Annotated in this window: 15 protein-coding genes; 11 read left to right on the top strand and 4 right to left on the bottom strand. The window is 62.9% G+C overall.

The genetic code is table 11. The features are described from left to right. Positions 1–453: 453 nt before the first annotated feature. Together yacG and zapD are read right to left on the bottom strand one after the other, a co-directional pair. Complete coding sequence (yacG, locus tag Thiosp_RS22350; protein WP_201067578.1) at positions 454–645, bottom strand: DNA gyrase inhibitor YacG; 192 nt, start codon at positions 643–645, stop codon at positions 454–456. A 6-nt stretch (positions 646–651) separates the two neighbouring features. Beyond that, positions 652–1,410, bottom strand: coding sequence for a cell division protein ZapD (zapD, locus tag Thiosp_RS22345; RefSeq protein ID WP_207188083.1), 759 nt, complete (start codon positions 1,408–1,410; stop codon positions 652–654). Between the two features lie 450 nt (positions 1,411–1,860). On the opposite strand from zapD, the gene Thiosp_RS22340 reads away from it, so the two are divergent. From Thiosp_RS22340 to Thiosp_RS22325, 4 genes are all read left to right on the top strand, one after another. Next, positions 1,861–2,610, top strand: a complete 750-nt coding sequence (locus Thiosp_RS22340; RefSeq protein WP_201067576.1) for a YebC/PmpR family DNA-binding transcriptional regulator — start codon at positions 1,861–1,863, stop codon at positions 2,608–2,610. A gap of 115 nt (positions 2,611–2,725) precedes the next feature. Beyond that, positions 2,726–3,262 carry a crossover junction endodeoxyribonuclease RuvC gene (gene ruvC / locus Thiosp_RS22335; protein WP_201067574.1) on the top strand — a complete coding sequence of 179 codons (537 nt, stop codon included), beginning with the start codon at positions 2,726–2,728 and terminating at the stop codon, positions 3,260–3,262. Beyond that, the gene (ruvA, locus tag Thiosp_RS22330) at positions 3,259–3,876 is read left to right on the top strand and encodes a Holliday junction branch migration protein RuvA (RefSeq protein ID WP_201067572.1); all 618 of its coding nucleotides are present in this window, start codon (positions 3,259–3,261) and stop codon (positions 3,874–3,876) included. The genes ruvC and ruvA overlap by 4 nt, the downstream gene beginning before the upstream one ends. Before the next feature lie 73 nt (positions 3,877–3,949). Beyond that, the gene (locus tag Thiosp_RS22325; RefSeq protein WP_201067570.1) at positions 3,950–6,208 is read left to right on the top strand and encodes an ABC transporter ATP-binding protein; all 2,259 of its coding nucleotides are present in this window, start codon (positions 3,950–3,952) and stop codon (positions 6,206–6,208) included. Here Thiosp_RS22325 and Thiosp_RS22320 read toward each other — a convergent pair. Further along, positions 6,179–6,430 carry a hypothetical protein gene (locus Thiosp_RS22320; RefSeq protein ID WP_201067568.1) on the bottom strand — a complete coding sequence of 84 codons (252 nt, stop codon included), beginning with the start codon at positions 6,428–6,430 and terminating at the stop codon, positions 6,179–6,181. The genes Thiosp_RS22325 and Thiosp_RS22320 overlap by 30 nt on opposite strands. Before the next feature lie 324 nt (positions 6,431–6,754). On the opposite strand from Thiosp_RS22320, the gene Thiosp_RS22315 reads away from it, so the two are divergent. From Thiosp_RS22315 to Thiosp_RS22285, 7 genes are all read left to right on the top strand, one after another. Continuing rightward, positions 6,755–9,043, top strand: coding sequence for an HAD-IIB family hydrolase (locus Thiosp_RS22315; protein WP_242518676.1), 2,289 nt, complete (start codon positions 6,755–6,757; stop codon positions 9,041–9,043). A gap of 69 nt (positions 9,044–9,112) precedes the next feature. After that, positions 9,113–9,493 (top strand): nucleotidyltransferase family protein, encoded by a 381-nt coding sequence (locus tag Thiosp_RS22310; RefSeq protein WP_201067566.1) that lies wholly within the window; start codon positions 9,113–9,115, stop codon positions 9,491–9,493. Further along, positions 9,490–9,723 (top strand): hypothetical protein, encoded by a 234-nt coding sequence (locus tag Thiosp_RS22305; protein ID WP_201067564.1) that lies wholly within the window; start codon positions 9,490–9,492, stop codon positions 9,721–9,723. The genes Thiosp_RS22310 and Thiosp_RS22305 overlap by 4 nt, the downstream gene beginning before the upstream one ends. Positions 9,724–9,741: 18 nt before the next feature. After that, positions 9,742–11,325: a sodium:solute symporter family transporter gene (locus tag Thiosp_RS22300; protein WP_201067562.1), complete on the top strand. Its 1,584-nt coding sequence runs from the start codon at positions 9,742–9,744 to the stop codon at positions 11,323–11,325. Positions 11,326–11,475: 150 nt separating this feature from the next. Next, entirely contained in the window at positions 11,476–11,745 is a 270-nt protein-coding gene (locus tag Thiosp_RS22295; RefSeq protein ID WP_201067560.1) for a CopG family ribbon-helix-helix protein, read from the top strand. A gap of 112 nt (positions 11,746–11,857) precedes the next feature. After that, complete coding sequence (locus Thiosp_RS22290; protein WP_242518673.1) at positions 11,858–12,019, top strand: type II toxin-antitoxin system RelE/ParE family toxin; 162 nt, start codon at positions 11,858–11,860, stop codon at positions 12,017–12,019. 106 nt (positions 12,020–12,125) lie between these two features. Beyond that, complete coding sequence (locus Thiosp_RS22285; RefSeq protein WP_201067557.1) at positions 12,126–12,929, top strand: M48 family metallopeptidase; 804 nt, start codon at positions 12,126–12,128, stop codon at positions 12,927–12,929. Between the two features lie 99 nt (positions 12,930–13,028). Here the strand turns inward: Thiosp_RS22285 and uvrA are convergent, their stop codons facing one another. Further along, positions 13,029–15,866 carry an excinuclease ABC subunit UvrA gene (gene uvrA, locus Thiosp_RS22280; protein ID WP_201067647.1) on the bottom strand — a complete coding sequence of 946 codons (2,838 nt, stop codon included), beginning with the start codon at positions 15,864–15,866 and terminating at the stop codon, positions 13,029–13,031. Positions 15,867–15,945: the final 79 nt, after the last annotated feature.

Genomic DNA, 15,945 nt, shown 5'->3' with positions numbered 1-15,945 from the left:
ATTAAAATGCATGTGGCTAGAACAAAAGTTGGTTATCTGATGTCTCCGGCAGTGCTGGCTCTGCTCGGGTCGCTTGCTGTCGGCTCCATGGCCGTCTTGCCCGAAAATGCTGATGCGGCGATCCCTTTCCGGACGACATCGGGTTTGAATGTGCGTTCGTGTCCGTCAACGGACTGTGCGGTAATTGGGGTGCTTCGAGGCGGGTCCTGCCACTCTGCTTTGGGCTGGGTCAAGAATCGCACTTGGTTGGCGATTAATTTCCGAGGACGTCGAGCCTTCGTTTACGGGAAGTACGCGAGACGCGGATGTTAGTTCGCGCAACTTGAGACTCTGGATCAAGCGCTGAAAGCTCTTTGGGGGGCTGGCTGCCTTGGCTGATGCCGGGGCGCCGACCCTCCCACATCGCGCCGGATTGTGGCCAACTGATGCCACAGCTTTGGTGTCTCTTGGCGCTCAGTGTTGTCGTGTCTGAGTCTCTTCGTCAGCAATTTCGTCAGGGGTTCCCGGATCACCCGGAATACGATGCGCTTCGTCGAGCCAGTCGCCCAGATCGATCAGCCGGCAGCGCGCGCTACAGAACGGCCGCCAACGCGAGTCGGGCGACCAGACAACATCTTTACCGCAGGTTGGGCAGGGGACTGTCACTGACGATCAGAACACGCAACAGGTCAGCTCAAATGGGATGTCGGCCGCGGTTTGGGTGGGGCGGGCGGTTCCCTGGGCAGTCAGGAAGCGGATGCTGAAGCGGTTGCGATGTCCGCTGATTTCCGGAAAGCAGTCGAGATCCGGGTTGAGTCCAACGCGGATCAACTGGGTGGGCGCGCCTGTCTCGAGCGTTTCCTGAAAAAATCCCTGCTGCGCCGTGATCGAGCGGGCGTTGCTGCTTGAACGCGCGAGCGACAGGACGAGATCAATCGCGTTCTTGGCCGGCTCAAGCTCGGTGTTCCAGCGCGCGAGCAGCTGCGCGCGTGCCTCCGGTGATTTGGTCAGCAGGTGGTGATAGTGCGGCAGGTCGAAGCTGCAGGCACCGCCGGGAATGCTGTTGCGCTGGGCGATGGCTTTCATGAAATCATCGTCGCGCGCCGCCGCGCCGATCTGCCCGTGAAGCGCAAGCAAGCTACGTTGCGCCGCCCCGAGACGGGCGAGCACATCGTCGAGCATGCCCGGGTCGACGCCCGGTTGATCGCGCACGCGCCCGAGCGCGTTGGCGTTGCGGTCGAGCTCCTTAGCCAGCTCGCTTTTGATATCCGAGCGCGAGGTGATCGCAAGAATATCCAGCAGACCTTCAAGCGCCGCGCGCGTTCCCCATGTGGTCTCGTCTGCTCGGAAATGGTCATATTTTTCAAACAGATGCTCAAGTCGCAGAAAGGTGCGAATGCGCTCGTTCAACGGATGCTCGAAATGCGTCATGTTCGACACTGGGACGTCTCCCGGCTGATGTTCAGCAGCATGATGCGCACGCTGTCTATGTTCATGCTGTTCTGCTGTGATTCTGCGGCATTGGTCGCTTGGGGTCAAAGTCTAACCTGTTTAGAGAAAAAACCCATGATCCAAGTTACTTGGCGTTGAGGGTTCAGGTGATGCTGCATGAATGTCCGTAATGCCTTGTCTGTGAAGACTCATCCGGGACAACGCCAGTCGCAAGCTATCGGGTTGCGTCTGCCGTTAACGACGTTCGGCTTCACTCGATGTCGGATGCTAAACTGCAGCCCAACAGAACACCCAGCCCGCGTCCGCAGCCCGCTCGACAGGCTGCGGACGCGGGCCGGTACCTTACGGGAACGAAACAGCAGCTTCATCCTCCTGGATTTTGCTGCACCATGAGCGTTAGTAACGATGGGACGATTTTGAGGGCAGCGCATGGCAGGCCATAGTAAGTGGGCAAATATTAAGCATCGCAAGGCTGCGCAGGACAAGAAGCGCGGCAAGATCTGGACCAAGCTGATCCGTGAGGTCACGGTCGCTGCGCGCGAGGGCGGCGGGGACGCTTCCTCCAATCCGCGCCTGCGCCTGGCCATCGACAAGGCCGTGGGCGCCAACATGCCCAAGGACACCGTTGACCGGGCCATCAAGCGCGGTGCCGGCGCCGATGACGGCGACAATTACGAAGAAATCCGCTACGAGGGCTATGGCCCGAGCGGAGTCGCCATCATGGTCGATTGCATGACCGATAATCGCAACCGCACTGCCTCTGAGGTGCGCCATGCTTTCAGCAAACATGGCGGCAATCTGGGCACTGATGGCTCGGTGGCCTATTTGTTCACCAAGCAGGGCGTGATCAGCTTTCAGCCAGGCACCGACGAGGATAGCGTGATCGAGGCCGGTCTGGATTCCGGCGCCGAGGACGTGGTGGTCAACGAGGACGGCTCGCTCGACGTGGTGACCCTGCCCGAGACCTTCGCCGCCGTGCGCGAGGCTCTGGCCGGGGCGGGCTTTGACACCAGCGTATCGGAGGTGAGCTTCAATGCCGCGACCAATGTCGAACTCGACCGCGACACGGCAGAAAAACTGCTCAAGCTGATCGACACCCTCGATGATCTCGACGACGTGCAGGATGTCTACCACAACGCCGACATCAGCGATGACATCATGGCGGAGCTGGATGCCTGATCAGCCAAGGGCTAGGGAAGATGGCATTTCTCGTGACCACCAGCTGTTTTTCGATCAACCAAGGCGCCATCAAGCAAAGCGCCAAAAACCCAAGAGCCCGCCGCAGGAAAACACTATGACTGCGCCCCCAGCTTTGCGCCACCGTATTCTGGGTGTCGACCCCGGCTCACGCAACACCGGCTATGCGGTGATCGATAGCGACGGGCGGCACAGCCGCTGTGTTGCGAGCGGCTGCATTCGAGTTGGTCAATATGGCTGGCCAGAGCGCCTGGAGCTGATCTTCGATCGCATCGCCGTGCTGGTCGAAGAGCACCGCCCGCATGAGATGGCCGTCGAGCAGCTGATTTTTGCGCGCGACCCGACCGCCGCGCTCAAGCTCGGGCAGGCGCGTGGAGCCATTCTGTGCGCCGGCCTCAAGGGTGGGCTGGATGTTCACGAGTACAGCGCCAAATCCGTCAAGCTCGCTGTGGTTGGCACCGGCGGCGCGGACAAGCTCCAGGTACAGCACATGGTGCGGGTGCTGCTGTCTTTGACGACGCTGCCGGGCGAGGACGAGGCTGACGCCCTGGCCATCGCGCTCTGTCACGCGCACTCCATGGGTATCCCGGCGCGCAAGCGCGCGGCGGCCTCATGGCGGGACTTTCGACCATGATCGGACGCCTTCGCGGAACCTTGCTGGCCAAGCATCCACCGCAGCTGATGGTGGATGTGCAGGGCGTAGGCTATGAGCTCGAGGCGCCGATGTCGGTGTTCTACGACCTGCCCGAGCTTGGCGCCCCGGTTACCCTGCAAACACACCTGATTGTTCGCGAGGATGCCCACGTACTCTATGCCTTTGGCAGCGCGGGAGAGCGCGCGCTCTTTCGCCATTTGCTCAAAATCACCGGCGTGGGCGCAAAAATGGCGCTGGCCATCCTGTCTTCCATGGACGCCGCGCGCTTTGCGGAATGCGTTCAGTACGAAGACCTCGCCGCACTGTGCCGGGTGCCCGGCGTGGGTAAGAAAACCGCCCAGCGCCTGGTGATCGAAATGAAAGACCGCCTCGGCGCCGACTTGCCCCCGGCGGGCACCACGGCGGCAACCACGACCGGCCGCACGCCCCAGATGACGGCGGAGATCAGCCCGCTGACCGAGGCCGTGCATGCCCTTGAGGCGCTCGGCTACCGCCCGGCCGATGCCACCCGCATGGCGCGCGCCGCCAGCGAGCAGGCGGACTCCACCGAGGAGATCATCCGCATCGCGCTCAAGTCGTTGAACCGCGCCTGAGCAAGCCTGCTGGGGCCCTCTGGCGAGCCGCGTTTCGCCTCTTTAATCTCTCCCGGATCGAAGCGAAATATCAATGTCCAACCAAGATTTCACAGAGGCCAATCCGGTGCCTGATCCGGTTTTGAATGTCAGCGGTTTGCGCACCCAGCTTGGCGGGGCGGCGCGGCCAGTGACCGTGGTCGATGGCATTGATCTGCGTATCGCGCCCGGCGAGACCCTGGCGTTGTTGGGGGAGTCCGGCTGCGGTAAGTCCATGACAGCACTCTCGCTGATGCGGCTGCTCCCGCTTGGGGGACGCATTGTTGCGGGATCGGTGCGCTTGGGCGGGCAGGAACTGCTGAACCTGCCGGAGCGCGATATGCGTTCGCTGCGCGGCGGGCAACTGGCAATGATTTTTCAGGAGCCCCAGACCTCGCTGAACCCGGTGCTGCGGGTCGGGACTCAGGTGGGCGAGGCGGTGCGCTTGCATGAGAACCAGAGCGCCGGCAGGAATGCGCGGATCTCAGAGCGGGTCGTCGAGTTGCTGCGCGCGGTCGGCATTCCCGACCCGGAGCGGCGAGCCGAGGAATATCCGCATCAGCTCTCAGGTGGCATGAAGCAGCGAGTGATGATCGCCATGGCTTTGGCCGGCAATCCGCGGTTGCTGATTGCCGATGAACCAACCACGGCGCTGGATGTGACCATCCAGGCGCAGGTGTTGCAGTTGCTCAAAGGCTTGCAGCGCGACACCGGCTTGGCGGTGCTGTTAATCACCCATGATCTCGGCGTGGTGGCCGAGACGGCTGACCGCCTGGCGGTGATGTACGCCGGGCAGATCGTCGAGCAGGCAAGCTGTGCTGAGTTTTTCGCCGCACCGGCGCATCCCTACAGTCGCAAGCTGCTCGAAAGCCTGCCGACGGCGGACAAGCGTGGCGGCGAGTTGGCAATGATTCCCGGGCGGGTGCCGCCGCTCGATCAAGCCTTCAGTGGCTGTCGTTTCGCACCGCGTTGCGAGCTGGCGTTTGCTGCCTGTCCGTCAACCTTGCCGGATTGGCATCAGGCCGGCCCGGATCAGCAAGTGCGCTGCCTGCTGTGGCGCGAGGATCGGGCTGGGTTTGCGACGGATGCGAGCTCGGAGCCGGATCTTGGCTCTGATTCTGGCCTGGATCGCCTTGCGGGCGCTGTTTCGGATACGGGGCTTGACGTGACTGAGCCTCGGGCTGCGAGCTCAGGCAATCTGGAGTCAGAGCCTGAAGGCAAGCCCGACTCTGCGGGCGGCCCCCGAACCGACGCGACAGTCGCTCCCGAGTTGCAGCCGTTGTTGCACGCCGAAGGTCTCAAGGTCTGGTTCCCGATCCGCCGCGGGTTGTTCAAGCGCGTCGTCGGTCACGTCAGAGCAGTGGATGGGGTTGATCTCGCGCTTAACCTCGGCGAGACCCTGGCGCTGGTCGGCGAGTCCGGCTGCGGCAAAACCACGGTGGGCAAGGGGCTGTTGCGGCTCGAGCGGCCCACGGGGGGGCGGGTGCTTTACCGCGCGCCGGCTGGAAACTCAGCTGGGAAGCGCGGCGGCGCGTCAGCCAGGCAGCCCAGTCGGGAACAGGACCTCGCCGCCTTGGCACCAGGGCGCATGCGCCGGCTGCGCAAGGATTTGCAGATCATCTTCCAGGACCCCTTCGCGTCTATGAATCCGCGCATGCTGATCGGCGACATTGTCGGGGAAGGTTTGCAGGCGCTTGGTATCGAGAAATCAGCCGCGAAGCGGCGCGAACGGGTGGCGGCGCTGCTCGAGCGCGTCGGCATCGGCGCGGAGGCCATGATGCGCTATCCGCATGAGTTCTCCGGCGGTCAGCGCCAGCGCATTTGCATCGCGAGAGCGTTGGCAGTGGAACCGAAAGTCATTATCTGCGACGAGCCAACCAGCGCGCTGGACGTCTCGGTGCAGGCGCAGATTCTCAATTTGCTCAAATCCCTGCAGCTGGATTTTGGCATCGCTTATCTGTTCATCACCCACAATATCTCAGTGGTGTCCTACCTGGCCCAGCAGGTGGCGGTGATGTATCTCGGACGCATCGTCGAGCAGGGGCCGGCCGAGGCGGTGCTGACTGATCCGCGCCATCCTTATACCCGCGCGCTCTTGTCCGCCGTGCCCAGCATCGACCAAGACAGCGGACGTGAGGTGATTCGCCTCAGTGGTGATATGCCATCGCCAGCCCATCCGCCGTCCGGCTGCCATTTTCATCCGCGTTGTCCGCAGGCGCGACCTGAGTGCGCGCGCGCCTTTCCGGAGCGCCTAGAGCTCGGCGCTGGCTATCAGGTTAGCTGCTTACCGGGGGTCGCCGGCGCCGGGATCTGAACTGCGCGAGTCATCGAACTGAGGAAAGAGGCTGTCATGCTCCATCAGCAGCTGGAAAAGTGCCGAGGCATGGTCGACCTCAAAGCCGTGTCGGCTGCCCTCACGACTGTCATAAAGCAGGGATTGGAGGAGGTCGCGCGCGCCACGCGTGCCCCAAAGATCGTCGATTTTGCGCAAATGCGGAAAGGCTTGATAAAGCGATGTGGTATCAGTGCTTGGCATGCTAAGTGCTCCTTTATAGGGTCTGCTCAGGCTTGCCACCTGGTGTGATGGACCTCGTACCCCGAGTTTTGTGCTGTTGGAGGGCTGTGCGGATTCGCCGATCGTGCCCAGGGCGCATCTTGCGCGGGCCGGAAGCTGGCCGCCTGAAAAGGGGCTGAATCAGTGCGGCAGAGAAAGGTCGCTTGAGTTTGTTAGACTGCATCTGAAGGCTTATGGTGCCGACCACCCCGGAAAATGTCTACCGGTGATCCACCATCAAGCCTTGGCTTCTTATCGTGATTCTAGCCTATCCGCTTGAATCCCCTGCCACCATGATTTTTCACGATGATTATGACTGCTGACGCGCCCTCCCGTTACATTGTCCTGCTGAGTATCCATGGCCTCTTTCGCGGCCATGATCTGGAACTGGGCCGCGATGCCGACACCGGCGGCCAGATTCTCTACGTCATCGAGCTGGCCCGCGCGCTGGCCAAGCGCCCGGATGTGGATCAGGTGGACCTTTTCACCCGCTTGGTCGATGACCCCAATATCAGTCCGGACTACGCCGTGCCCATCGAGCCCATCGGCGACGGCGCGCGCATTGTGCGCATCGAGGCCGGGCCACCGGAATATCTGCCCAAGGAACAGCTGTGGGATCATCTGGACACCTTTGCCGATAATGCGCTGAGCTTTCTGCGCGAGTCCGACCGGCTGCCCTGCCTGATCCACTCTCATTACGCCGATGCAGGCTATGTCGGTGTGCGTCTGTCCGCCCAGCTCGGCGTGCCTTTGGTGCATACCGGCCACTCGCTTGGGCGCGTTAAGCGGCGACGGTTGCTGGCCTCTGGAGTCAAGCAGGATGTGATCGACACCCGCTACAACATGACCCGGCGTATCAATGCCGAGGAAGAAACCCTGGGGGCGGCCAGCCTGGTGATTACCAGCACCACCCAGGAGATCGAAGAACAATACGGGCTCTACGATCACTACCAGCCCGAGCGCATGCAGGTGATTCCGCCCGGGACAGATCTGGAACGCTTCCGTCCGCCCGATGGCCGCGAGCAGAAGGCGCCCATCCGCAACGAGCTGCTGCGCTTTCTGCGCGAGCCGAAAAAGCCGCTGATTCTCGCCTTGTCGCGCCCCGATGAGCGCAAGAACATCGCCACCCTGGTTGAGGCTTATGGTGAGTCGCCGGAGCTGCAAAGAACGGCGAATCTGGTCATCGTCGCCGGTAATCGCGATGATCTGCGCGACATGGACAGCGGCGCCCAGACGGTGCTGACCGACATTTTGCTGTTGATCGACCTTCACGATCTCTACGGCCGGGTGGCCTATCCGAAGCATCACAGCGCCGATGAGGTCGCGCTGCTTTACCAGATTGCCGCTGCCTCGCGCGGGGTCTTCATCAATCCCGCACTGACCGAGCCCTTTGGCCTGACGCTGATTGAGGCCGCTGCCAGCGGTCTGCCCATTGTCGCCACCGAGGATGGTGGGCCCATCGACATCATTGACCACTGTAGAAACGGCATCCTGATCGACCCTCTCGACAAGCAGGACATCACCAAGGCGTTGCTCAAGGTGCTGTGCGATGCCAGCGGCTGGCGCAAACTGGCGCAGAATGGCCTAGCCGGGGTGCGCGAGCACTATGCCTGGAGCGCTCATGCTGACAGCTACATGGAAGCGCTAGACCCGCTGCTTGAGAAAGTCCAGCCGCCGCCGCAAGCGCCCTTGTCACGCCGCCGAATTCTCTACCACGACCGCGCCATCTTTACCGATCTCGACCAGAACCTGCTCGGCGATCCGGATTCGCTTGCCGATTTCATCCGCATCCTGCGCGACAACCGCAAGTGCTCCACCTTCGGCATTGCCACCGGCCGGCGGCTGGACTCGGCGCTGGCTATCATGCGCCGCTACGGTATTCCGCGCCCCGATGTGCTCATCACCGCCCTGGGCACCGAGATTTATTACGCGCCCCAGCTCACGGCCGACGGCTCCTGGACGCGGCATATTGACAACCTGTGGTATCCGCGTCGGGTGCGCGACCTGCTCGTGGAGTTGCCGGGCGTCAAGCCCCAGCAAAAGTCCGAGCAAAGTCGCTTCAAGGTCAGTTTCTTCTACGACCCTGAGCACGCGCCCTCGCTCGATGACATCGGCAGTCTGCTGCATCAGGCCGACCTGAACGTCCATCTCAATCTGTCCTTCGGCCAGTTCCTCGACGTGGTCCCCGCGCGCGCATCCAAAGGGCTAGCACTGCGCTATGTAGCGGACCAATGGGGTATTCCGCTCGAGCATTGCCTGTGTGCCGGCGGCTCCGGCGCCGACGAGGACATGATGCGCGGCAACACCTTGGCCGTGGTAGTCGCCAACCGCCACAACGAGGAACTCTCCAAGCTGATCGACACCGAGAGCATCTACTTCGCCCAAGAGCCCTTCGCGGCCGGTATTCTCGAAGCCATCGACCACTACGACTTCTTTGCCGCCTGTCAGGTGCCGCCGGCGCCCGATGCAGAGCCAGCATCGCTGACAGAGCTGTCGCAGTCAGATGAGTCGGGAGCGGCGTCGCAGACTCCGGCTGATGGCGATGACCAGTCGAGTGGTCATGAGGACGAGGAAGAATCCGCGCGCCCGAGCTAATCAAGCAAGCTAATCGAGCGAGGTCGTTGTGGCATGTTCGGCAACTCCCGATCTGACAGTTCCGCGTACTTGGCGTCAGACGCAGCCCGGCCACCGGTGGTCGTAACGCCGGCTGAAGCCGCCGCGCATTTGCGCTGTTTAGCGCAAGAATCCGACCGCCAAGGCCGCGCGCGTGCGCTTGAGCTGCGCCGGCACCTGCCGCAGGCTGTTGCCTTGTTGCGAGATCAGTATGGTGCAACGCGGGTGGTGCTTTTCGGCTCCCTCGCGACAGGTCGTTGCCATGCCGACAGCGACGTGGATCTGGCCGTTGCCGGACTGATGCCCGAGCGCTACTTCGCCGCGCTTGGAGACTTGATGAACATCTTCCAAGCTCCCGTCGATCTAGTCGAGATTGAGCAAGCGCCGCCGAGCCTTCTCGAGCGCATCGACAGTGAAGGGGAGTCATTATGAACGGCACCATCCAGCGACTGCGCGCGGAAATTCGCTTCGATCGCGAAGCCTTGGCCAGGCGTGTCGAGGAATTGCGCAATCTCAAGCTCTCGGCCCGCGACCCGGCAGGCAGCGCGCAGGCGGCGGTCGCTTTGCACCATGCCTCGGTCGAGGCACTGATGGAACGCATTGCATGTGAAATCGATGGCTTTCTCGCGCAAACGGCCGAACAGGCAAGGGATGACGGCTGAACGCTTGCCGAGGTTCGTGTGAAAGAGATCAACCTCAGTCAGATTTCGCTCACCGCCGTCGATCTGGCCGTTATCGGCGGTTACTTCGTGCTGATTGCCGTCATCGGCGTGCTGGTCGCGCGGCGCACCCATGATGATCAGGACCTGTTCCTGGCCGGGCGGCGGCTGCACTGGGCGCCGGTCGGGCTGTCGCTCTTTGCCTCCAACATCTCCTCCACCACCCTGATCGGCCTGGCCGGCGCGGCTTACACCTGGGGGCTGGCGGTCGCCAATTACGAATGGATGGCCGCGCCCATTCTGGTCGTCATGGCGTTGGTGTTCATTCCGCTCTATCTCAATGCCCGCATCGGCACTGTGCCCGAGTGGCTGGAGTGCCGCTTCGACCGCCGCGCGCGGCGTTACTTCTCGGCGCTGACGCTGCTCGCCAATATCCTGGTCGACACCGCCGGCACCCTCTTTGCCGGCGCCCTGGTGCTGGCCAGTCTGGTGCCGGGTCTGGATCTCTTCACCGCCGCGCTGCTGCTGGCCGCAGTCGCCGCCAGCTACACCGCCGCCGGCGGACTGGCCGCCGTGGTCTACACCGACGTGCTCCAGGCCATTTTGCTCATCATCGGCGCCTGCTTGGTCACCTGGCTCAGCTTTGCCGAGCTCGGCTTCGACTGGGGCGCGCTGGTCGCGGCCACGCCGCCCGAGCGGCTGCACCTGTTCCTGCCGCTGGATGACCCGAACCTACCCTGGCTCGGCACCCTGATCGGCGTGCCGGTGCTGGGATTTTACTTCTGGTGCACTAATCAGTTCATCGTGCAGCGGGTGCTGGGCGCACGCAGCATCAGCCACGCGCGCGCCGGCGCGCTGCTGGCAGGGCTGCTCAAGCTGCCGGTGCTTTTCATCATGGTGCTGCCCGGAGTGATGGCGATTCAGATACTGCCTGGGCTTGAGCATGGCGATCAAGTGTTCCCGGCACTGATCTCCGAGCTGCTGCCGGTGGGTCTGACCGGGCTGATTTTGGCCGCGCTGGTCGCCGCCCTGATGTCGAGCATCGACTCCACCCTGAATTCAGCCGCCACTCTGCTGACGCTCGATTTCATCAAGCCCGCCTGGCCCAGCTTGAGCCCAAGGCGCACCGCCTGGATCGGTCGTGTCGCCATCCTGCTCTTTATGCTGCTCGCGGCGATCATCGCACCCCTGATCGGCCATTTCGAGGGGCTGTTCCATTACCTGCAAACCGCGCTGTCCTACCTGGTGCCGCCGGTGGCCGCAGTCTTTCTGCTCGGCGCCTTTGTCGCTCGCGCCGGACCGCGCAGCGCGCTCGCGACGCTGCTCGGCGGGCATCTGATCTCGGCAGTGCTGTTCGGGCTCTGGCTGCTTGGTGTGATCACCCTGCATTTCACCCTGATTGCTGGCTTGCTGTTTTTTGTCAGCGCCGGGATTTTTCTCGCCACCAGCTGGCTCTGGCCGGTCAGCGCCGCTGAGCGCTCGCCGGCACTCTGGTCACCGGCGCTGTCCAAACCCGAGCCCGGAACCCGCTGGTGGTGGGATTATCGCCTGCATGGCATTCTTCTGCTGCTGTTGACACTGGCCTTGGTGTGGAACTTTCGCTGATTCTCGGGTTCATCTTGTTGGGCGGGTTCCGGAAAACCGGATACCGCAGCCTTGATTCAAGTCCAGGGTGCATTGCTGGGAGTGTTGGCCTGGAGTGTTGGTCCACAATCTTTGGTTTCTTAGGTCGGCCAATACACCTGAGGTAAGGGTATGAAGGAAACCGTGTCGCTCCGGCTGGAGTCAGAGACCCTGAATCGTCTGAACCTGCTGGCTCAGGCGACTGGGTGCCAGCCTGGGTCGCTGATGGTCGACGCCATTGAGCGCTATGTCGCGCATGAGGACTGGCAGGTGGCGGCCATTCAGGATGCCGTAAGTGAACTCGAGAGTGGCCAGGCGCGCATCGTGGAACATGAGGAGGTCGAACGCTGGCTTCGCAGTTGGGGGGCGAGCTTTGAACTGGAGCCGCCAAGTTGCGGCTAAAATGGCACGAACGGGCAATTGGCGATTTGCAGGCGGTTAGGGCTTATATCGCCGAAGACAATCCCCAAACGGCCGCGCAGGTGGCTGAGCGGATTTTGCAGCCGTTTCTCAGTTGACGCAAAATCCGTCCATTGGTCGCCTGGGCAGAGTCAGGGATACCCGCGAGTTGGTGATCAGCGGAACCTCTTACATTGTGGCTTATCGTGTAGTTGGTGACCTTGTTCTCATTCTGCGTGTATTGCATGGTGCCCGGCGCTGGCCCCAGCGGTTTTAGTTTTCTGCCTGATCGGTTTGTGATGATGAATCAATCTTTCTTCAATCAAGCCCGGCATCAATGCGTTCATGCCAACTGGCCTCGCTTGGCCTTGGTGACTGCCTCCTTGCTCACGCTTTTCCTCGGCGCCTGCGCCACGCCGGTGCATTTGTCACAGCCGGTGAGTCCGGCGGCGGTCGGGCAGGCGAGCCAGGAAATCCGTAGCATGCCGCCACCGCGATCGAGACCAATCGGCGACCGCGCCGCGGAGGCCAAGGTTCGGGCCATTTTCAACCGACTCGAGCCCGGCGCGACGCAGATGTGTTACCAGATGGGTGAGGACAACTGCCAATGGGATCTGCGCTACTCGTCCAATCCCGAGCTCAACGCCTTTGCCGCCGGGGCCGACACCATCGTCATCCAGAAAGGCGTGCTGAGCTACGCCCGGAATGACGAGGAAATCGCTATGGTCATTGCCCACGAGATGGGACATCACGCCGCCAATCATATTGCCGAGACCAGAATGAATGCCATGAGCGGCGCCCTGGTGGGTGGTCTGGTCATGGGCGCGCTCGGCGCGGCGTCGACCTCCGGTGGGAACTATGCCAGTGACGAACGGTCTTCGCGCATCGCCGATTCGGCCCTGATGGGCGCAGGTGTGGGTGCAATGGTCGGACAACTGCGCTATTCCAAAGACCAGGAAAACGAGGCCGACTATCTTGCTGCTTATATTCTCGAAGCCGGCGGCTATGATGCCAGTCGGGCGCGCAGCATGTGGGCCAAGCTTGCGCGCGCCGGGCGCACCGAGCATGGCGAGCGCCATTCGGTGAACACGCACCCGGACCCGGCCGAACGCCTGGCGCGCTGGGATGTGACCGTGCGCGAGGTGCATGCCTACGGTGCCCAACTGCCGCTGCGCGTGGCGTGGTGATGCCTTCTGTTTTCTCTGAGTTCTGACGGCAATCGAGGCTGCGCTAATCGCGCCGAATTGAGCGATCTTGCGGATAGCGCATTGTCGCGGACGTTCTTCTCAGGCCGCAGCAAAGATAAGCCTGCGCAGAAAGCGGCCCGTCTGAGACCCCTCGAATTCGGCAACAGCCTCTGGGGTGCCCGCCGCGACCAAGCGCCCGCCACCATCGCCGCCCTCTGGGCCGAGATCGATCACCCAGTCGGCGGTCTTGATCACATCCAGGTTGTGCTCGATGACGATCACGGTATTGCCGCGTTCGCGCAGCTGATGCAGCACAGCGAGCAGGTTGCGCACGTCCTCGAAATGCAGGCCGGTGGTCGGCTCGTCCAGAATATAGAGGGTGCGGCCGGTGTCGCGGCGCGAAAGCTCGCGGCTGAGCTTGATGCGCTGCGCCTCCCCGCCTGAGAGGGTGGTCGCGCTTTGGCCGAGCGCGATGTACGTCAGGCCGACGCTCATCAGGGTGTCGAGCTTGCGCTTGAGTTTGGGCACCGGGGCGAAGAAGGCGAGCGCATCCTCCACGGTCAGGTTCAGCACCTCGTCGATGGTCTTGCCCTTGTAGCGAATTTCCAGCGTCTCGCGGTTGTAGCGCCGCCCGCCGCAGGCGTCGCAGGGCACATAGAGATCGGGCAGAAAATGCATCTCGACGCGAATCAGCCCGTCGCCCTTGCACGCTTCGCAACGCCCGCCTTTCACGTTGAAGCTGAAGCGGCCTGGGCCATAACCGCGCGCGCGTGACTCGGGCACCGCGGCGAACAGCTCGCGAATCAGGCCAAAGAGCCCGGTGTAGGTCGCGGCGTTGGAGCGCGGCGTGCGGCCGATGGGGCTTTGGTCGATGTCGATCACCTTGTCGAAATGTTCGAGTCCCTGCAGCTCGCGATAGGGCGCACCCTGGGTGCTGGCCCCAGTGGTGATCTGGTTCAGTTCGCGCGCCAGGATCGGGTAGAGGGTGTCGTTGATCAGGGTGGATTTGCCCGAACCCGACACGCCGGTGACGGCGCAAAAGATGCCGACCGGGATTGCGATGTCAATCTCTTGCAGATTGTTGCCGCTCGCGCCGAGCAGACGCAGCCAGCGGTCGCCATCGGCCGTGCGGCGCTGGGCTGGGATCTCGATGCGGCGCGCGCCTGAGAGATACTGGCCAGTCAGCGAGTCCGGCTGAGCCATAATCTCCGCAGCCGTGCCCTGCGCAATGATGCGCCCGCCCTGAACACCCGCGCCGGGGCCGAGATCGACGATCTCATCGGCCGCGCGCATCGCTTCCTCGTCATGCTCGACCACGATCACCGTGTTACCGCTGTCGCGCAGTCGCCGCAGAGTATCAAGCAGGCGGGCGTTATCGCGCTGATGCAGGCCGATGGACGGCTCGTCGAGAATGTACATGACCCCCACCAGTCCGGCGCCGATTTGGCTGGCCAGGCGGATGCGCTGCGCCTCGCCGCCAGACAAGGTATCGGCCCCGCGCGACAGGCTAAGGTAAGTCAGGCCGACATCGGCGAGAAAGCGCAGCCGCTGGATGATTTCAACCAGAATTTTCTCGCCGATGGCCGCGCGCTGGCCGCTCAATTCCAGCGTGTCGAACCAGCGCAGGCAGTCGCCCACCGGCAGCGCGGACAGCTCGGGCAGATTCTTCCCGCCGATGCGCACATGGCGCGCGGCGCGGTTCAGGCGGGTGCCGTTGCAAGCCGGGCAGGGCTGGCGCGACAGATAGCGGCCAAGCTCTTCGCGCACCAGGGTAGAGTCGGTCTCGCGATAACGACGCTCGAGCATCGGCAGCACACCCTCGAACACCCGCTGTTTGCCGCTGCCGCGCTCGTGCGGGAGCTTGAGTTTGAGCTTGTCCTGCCCGGTGCCGCGCAGCACCTGGGCTTGAATCGGCGCCGGCAGCGCATGCCAGGGTGTCTCAAGGTCAAATCCCAGATGCGCGGCCAGCGCCTGAAGCATGCGAAAGGTGTGGCGATTGTTGCTGTCCCAGCCGCGAATGGCGCCCTCGGCCAGGCTGAGCGCCGGCTGCTGCACCACCTTGTCGGGGTCGAAGAACAGCTCATGCCCAAGCCCGTCGCAGGCCGGACAGGCTCCCGCGGGGTTGTTGAAGGAAAACAGCCGCGGCTCCAGCTCGCTCAGGCTATAGCCGCAGCGGGGGCAGGCAAAGTTGGCCGAGAAGGTGGTCTCGGGCGCGCCCGGCTCATCCATGACCGCCAGGCGCACCAGGCCGCCAGACAGCGCCAGTGCCGTCTCAAGAGACTCCGCGAGTCGCTGCGCGCGATCCGCCCGCACACGGAAGCGATCCACCACCACTTCGATATCATGCCGGGCCTTGGCGTCCAGCGCCGGCGGCACATCGAGCTCGCACAGCGCCCCGTCGATGCGCGCACGAACAAAGCCCTGGGCATTGAGCTCCGCGAACAGCGCCTGATACTCGCCCTTGCGATCGCTCACAATGGGCGCGAGCAGCATCAGCTTCTCACCCTCTGGCCGCGCGAGGATTTGATCCACCATTTGCGTGACTGTCTGTGCCGCCAGCGCCTCGTCATGCTCCGGACAGTGCGGGATGCCGATGCGCGCAAACAGCAGGCGCAGATAGTCATGAATCTCAGTGATGGTGCCGACCGTGGAGCGCGGATTATGCGAGCTAGTCTTCTGCTCGATGGAAATGGCCGGGGACAGGCCCTCGATGTGATCGACATCGGGCTTTTCCATCAGCGACAAAAACTGCCGGGCATAGGCCGAGAGCGACTCGACATAGCGCCGCTGGCCCTCGGCATACAGGGTGTCGAAGGCGAGGGACGACTTGCCCGAGCCCGACAGCCCGGTCATCACCACCAACCGATTGCGCGGCAGGTCGAGGTCGATATTCTTAAGATTGTGCGTGCGGGCGCCGCGGATGCGGATCTGGTCCATCGGGTCGGGAGGCGGGTTTTGCGCTGAGCTCATGTCGCGGGGTTTCTGTCGCGGGTGGGGCAATGCTTATGGTGCAGAT

It is taken from the genome of Thiorhodovibrio litoralis (assembly GCF_033954455.1).
Classification (GTDB): domain Bacteria; phylum Pseudomonadota; class Gammaproteobacteria; order Chromatiales; family Chromatiaceae; genus Thiorhodovibrio; species Thiorhodovibrio litoralis.
Note: the sequence above shows the minus strand (reverse complement) of the source record. Positions and strands in the feature narration are given on the sequence as shown.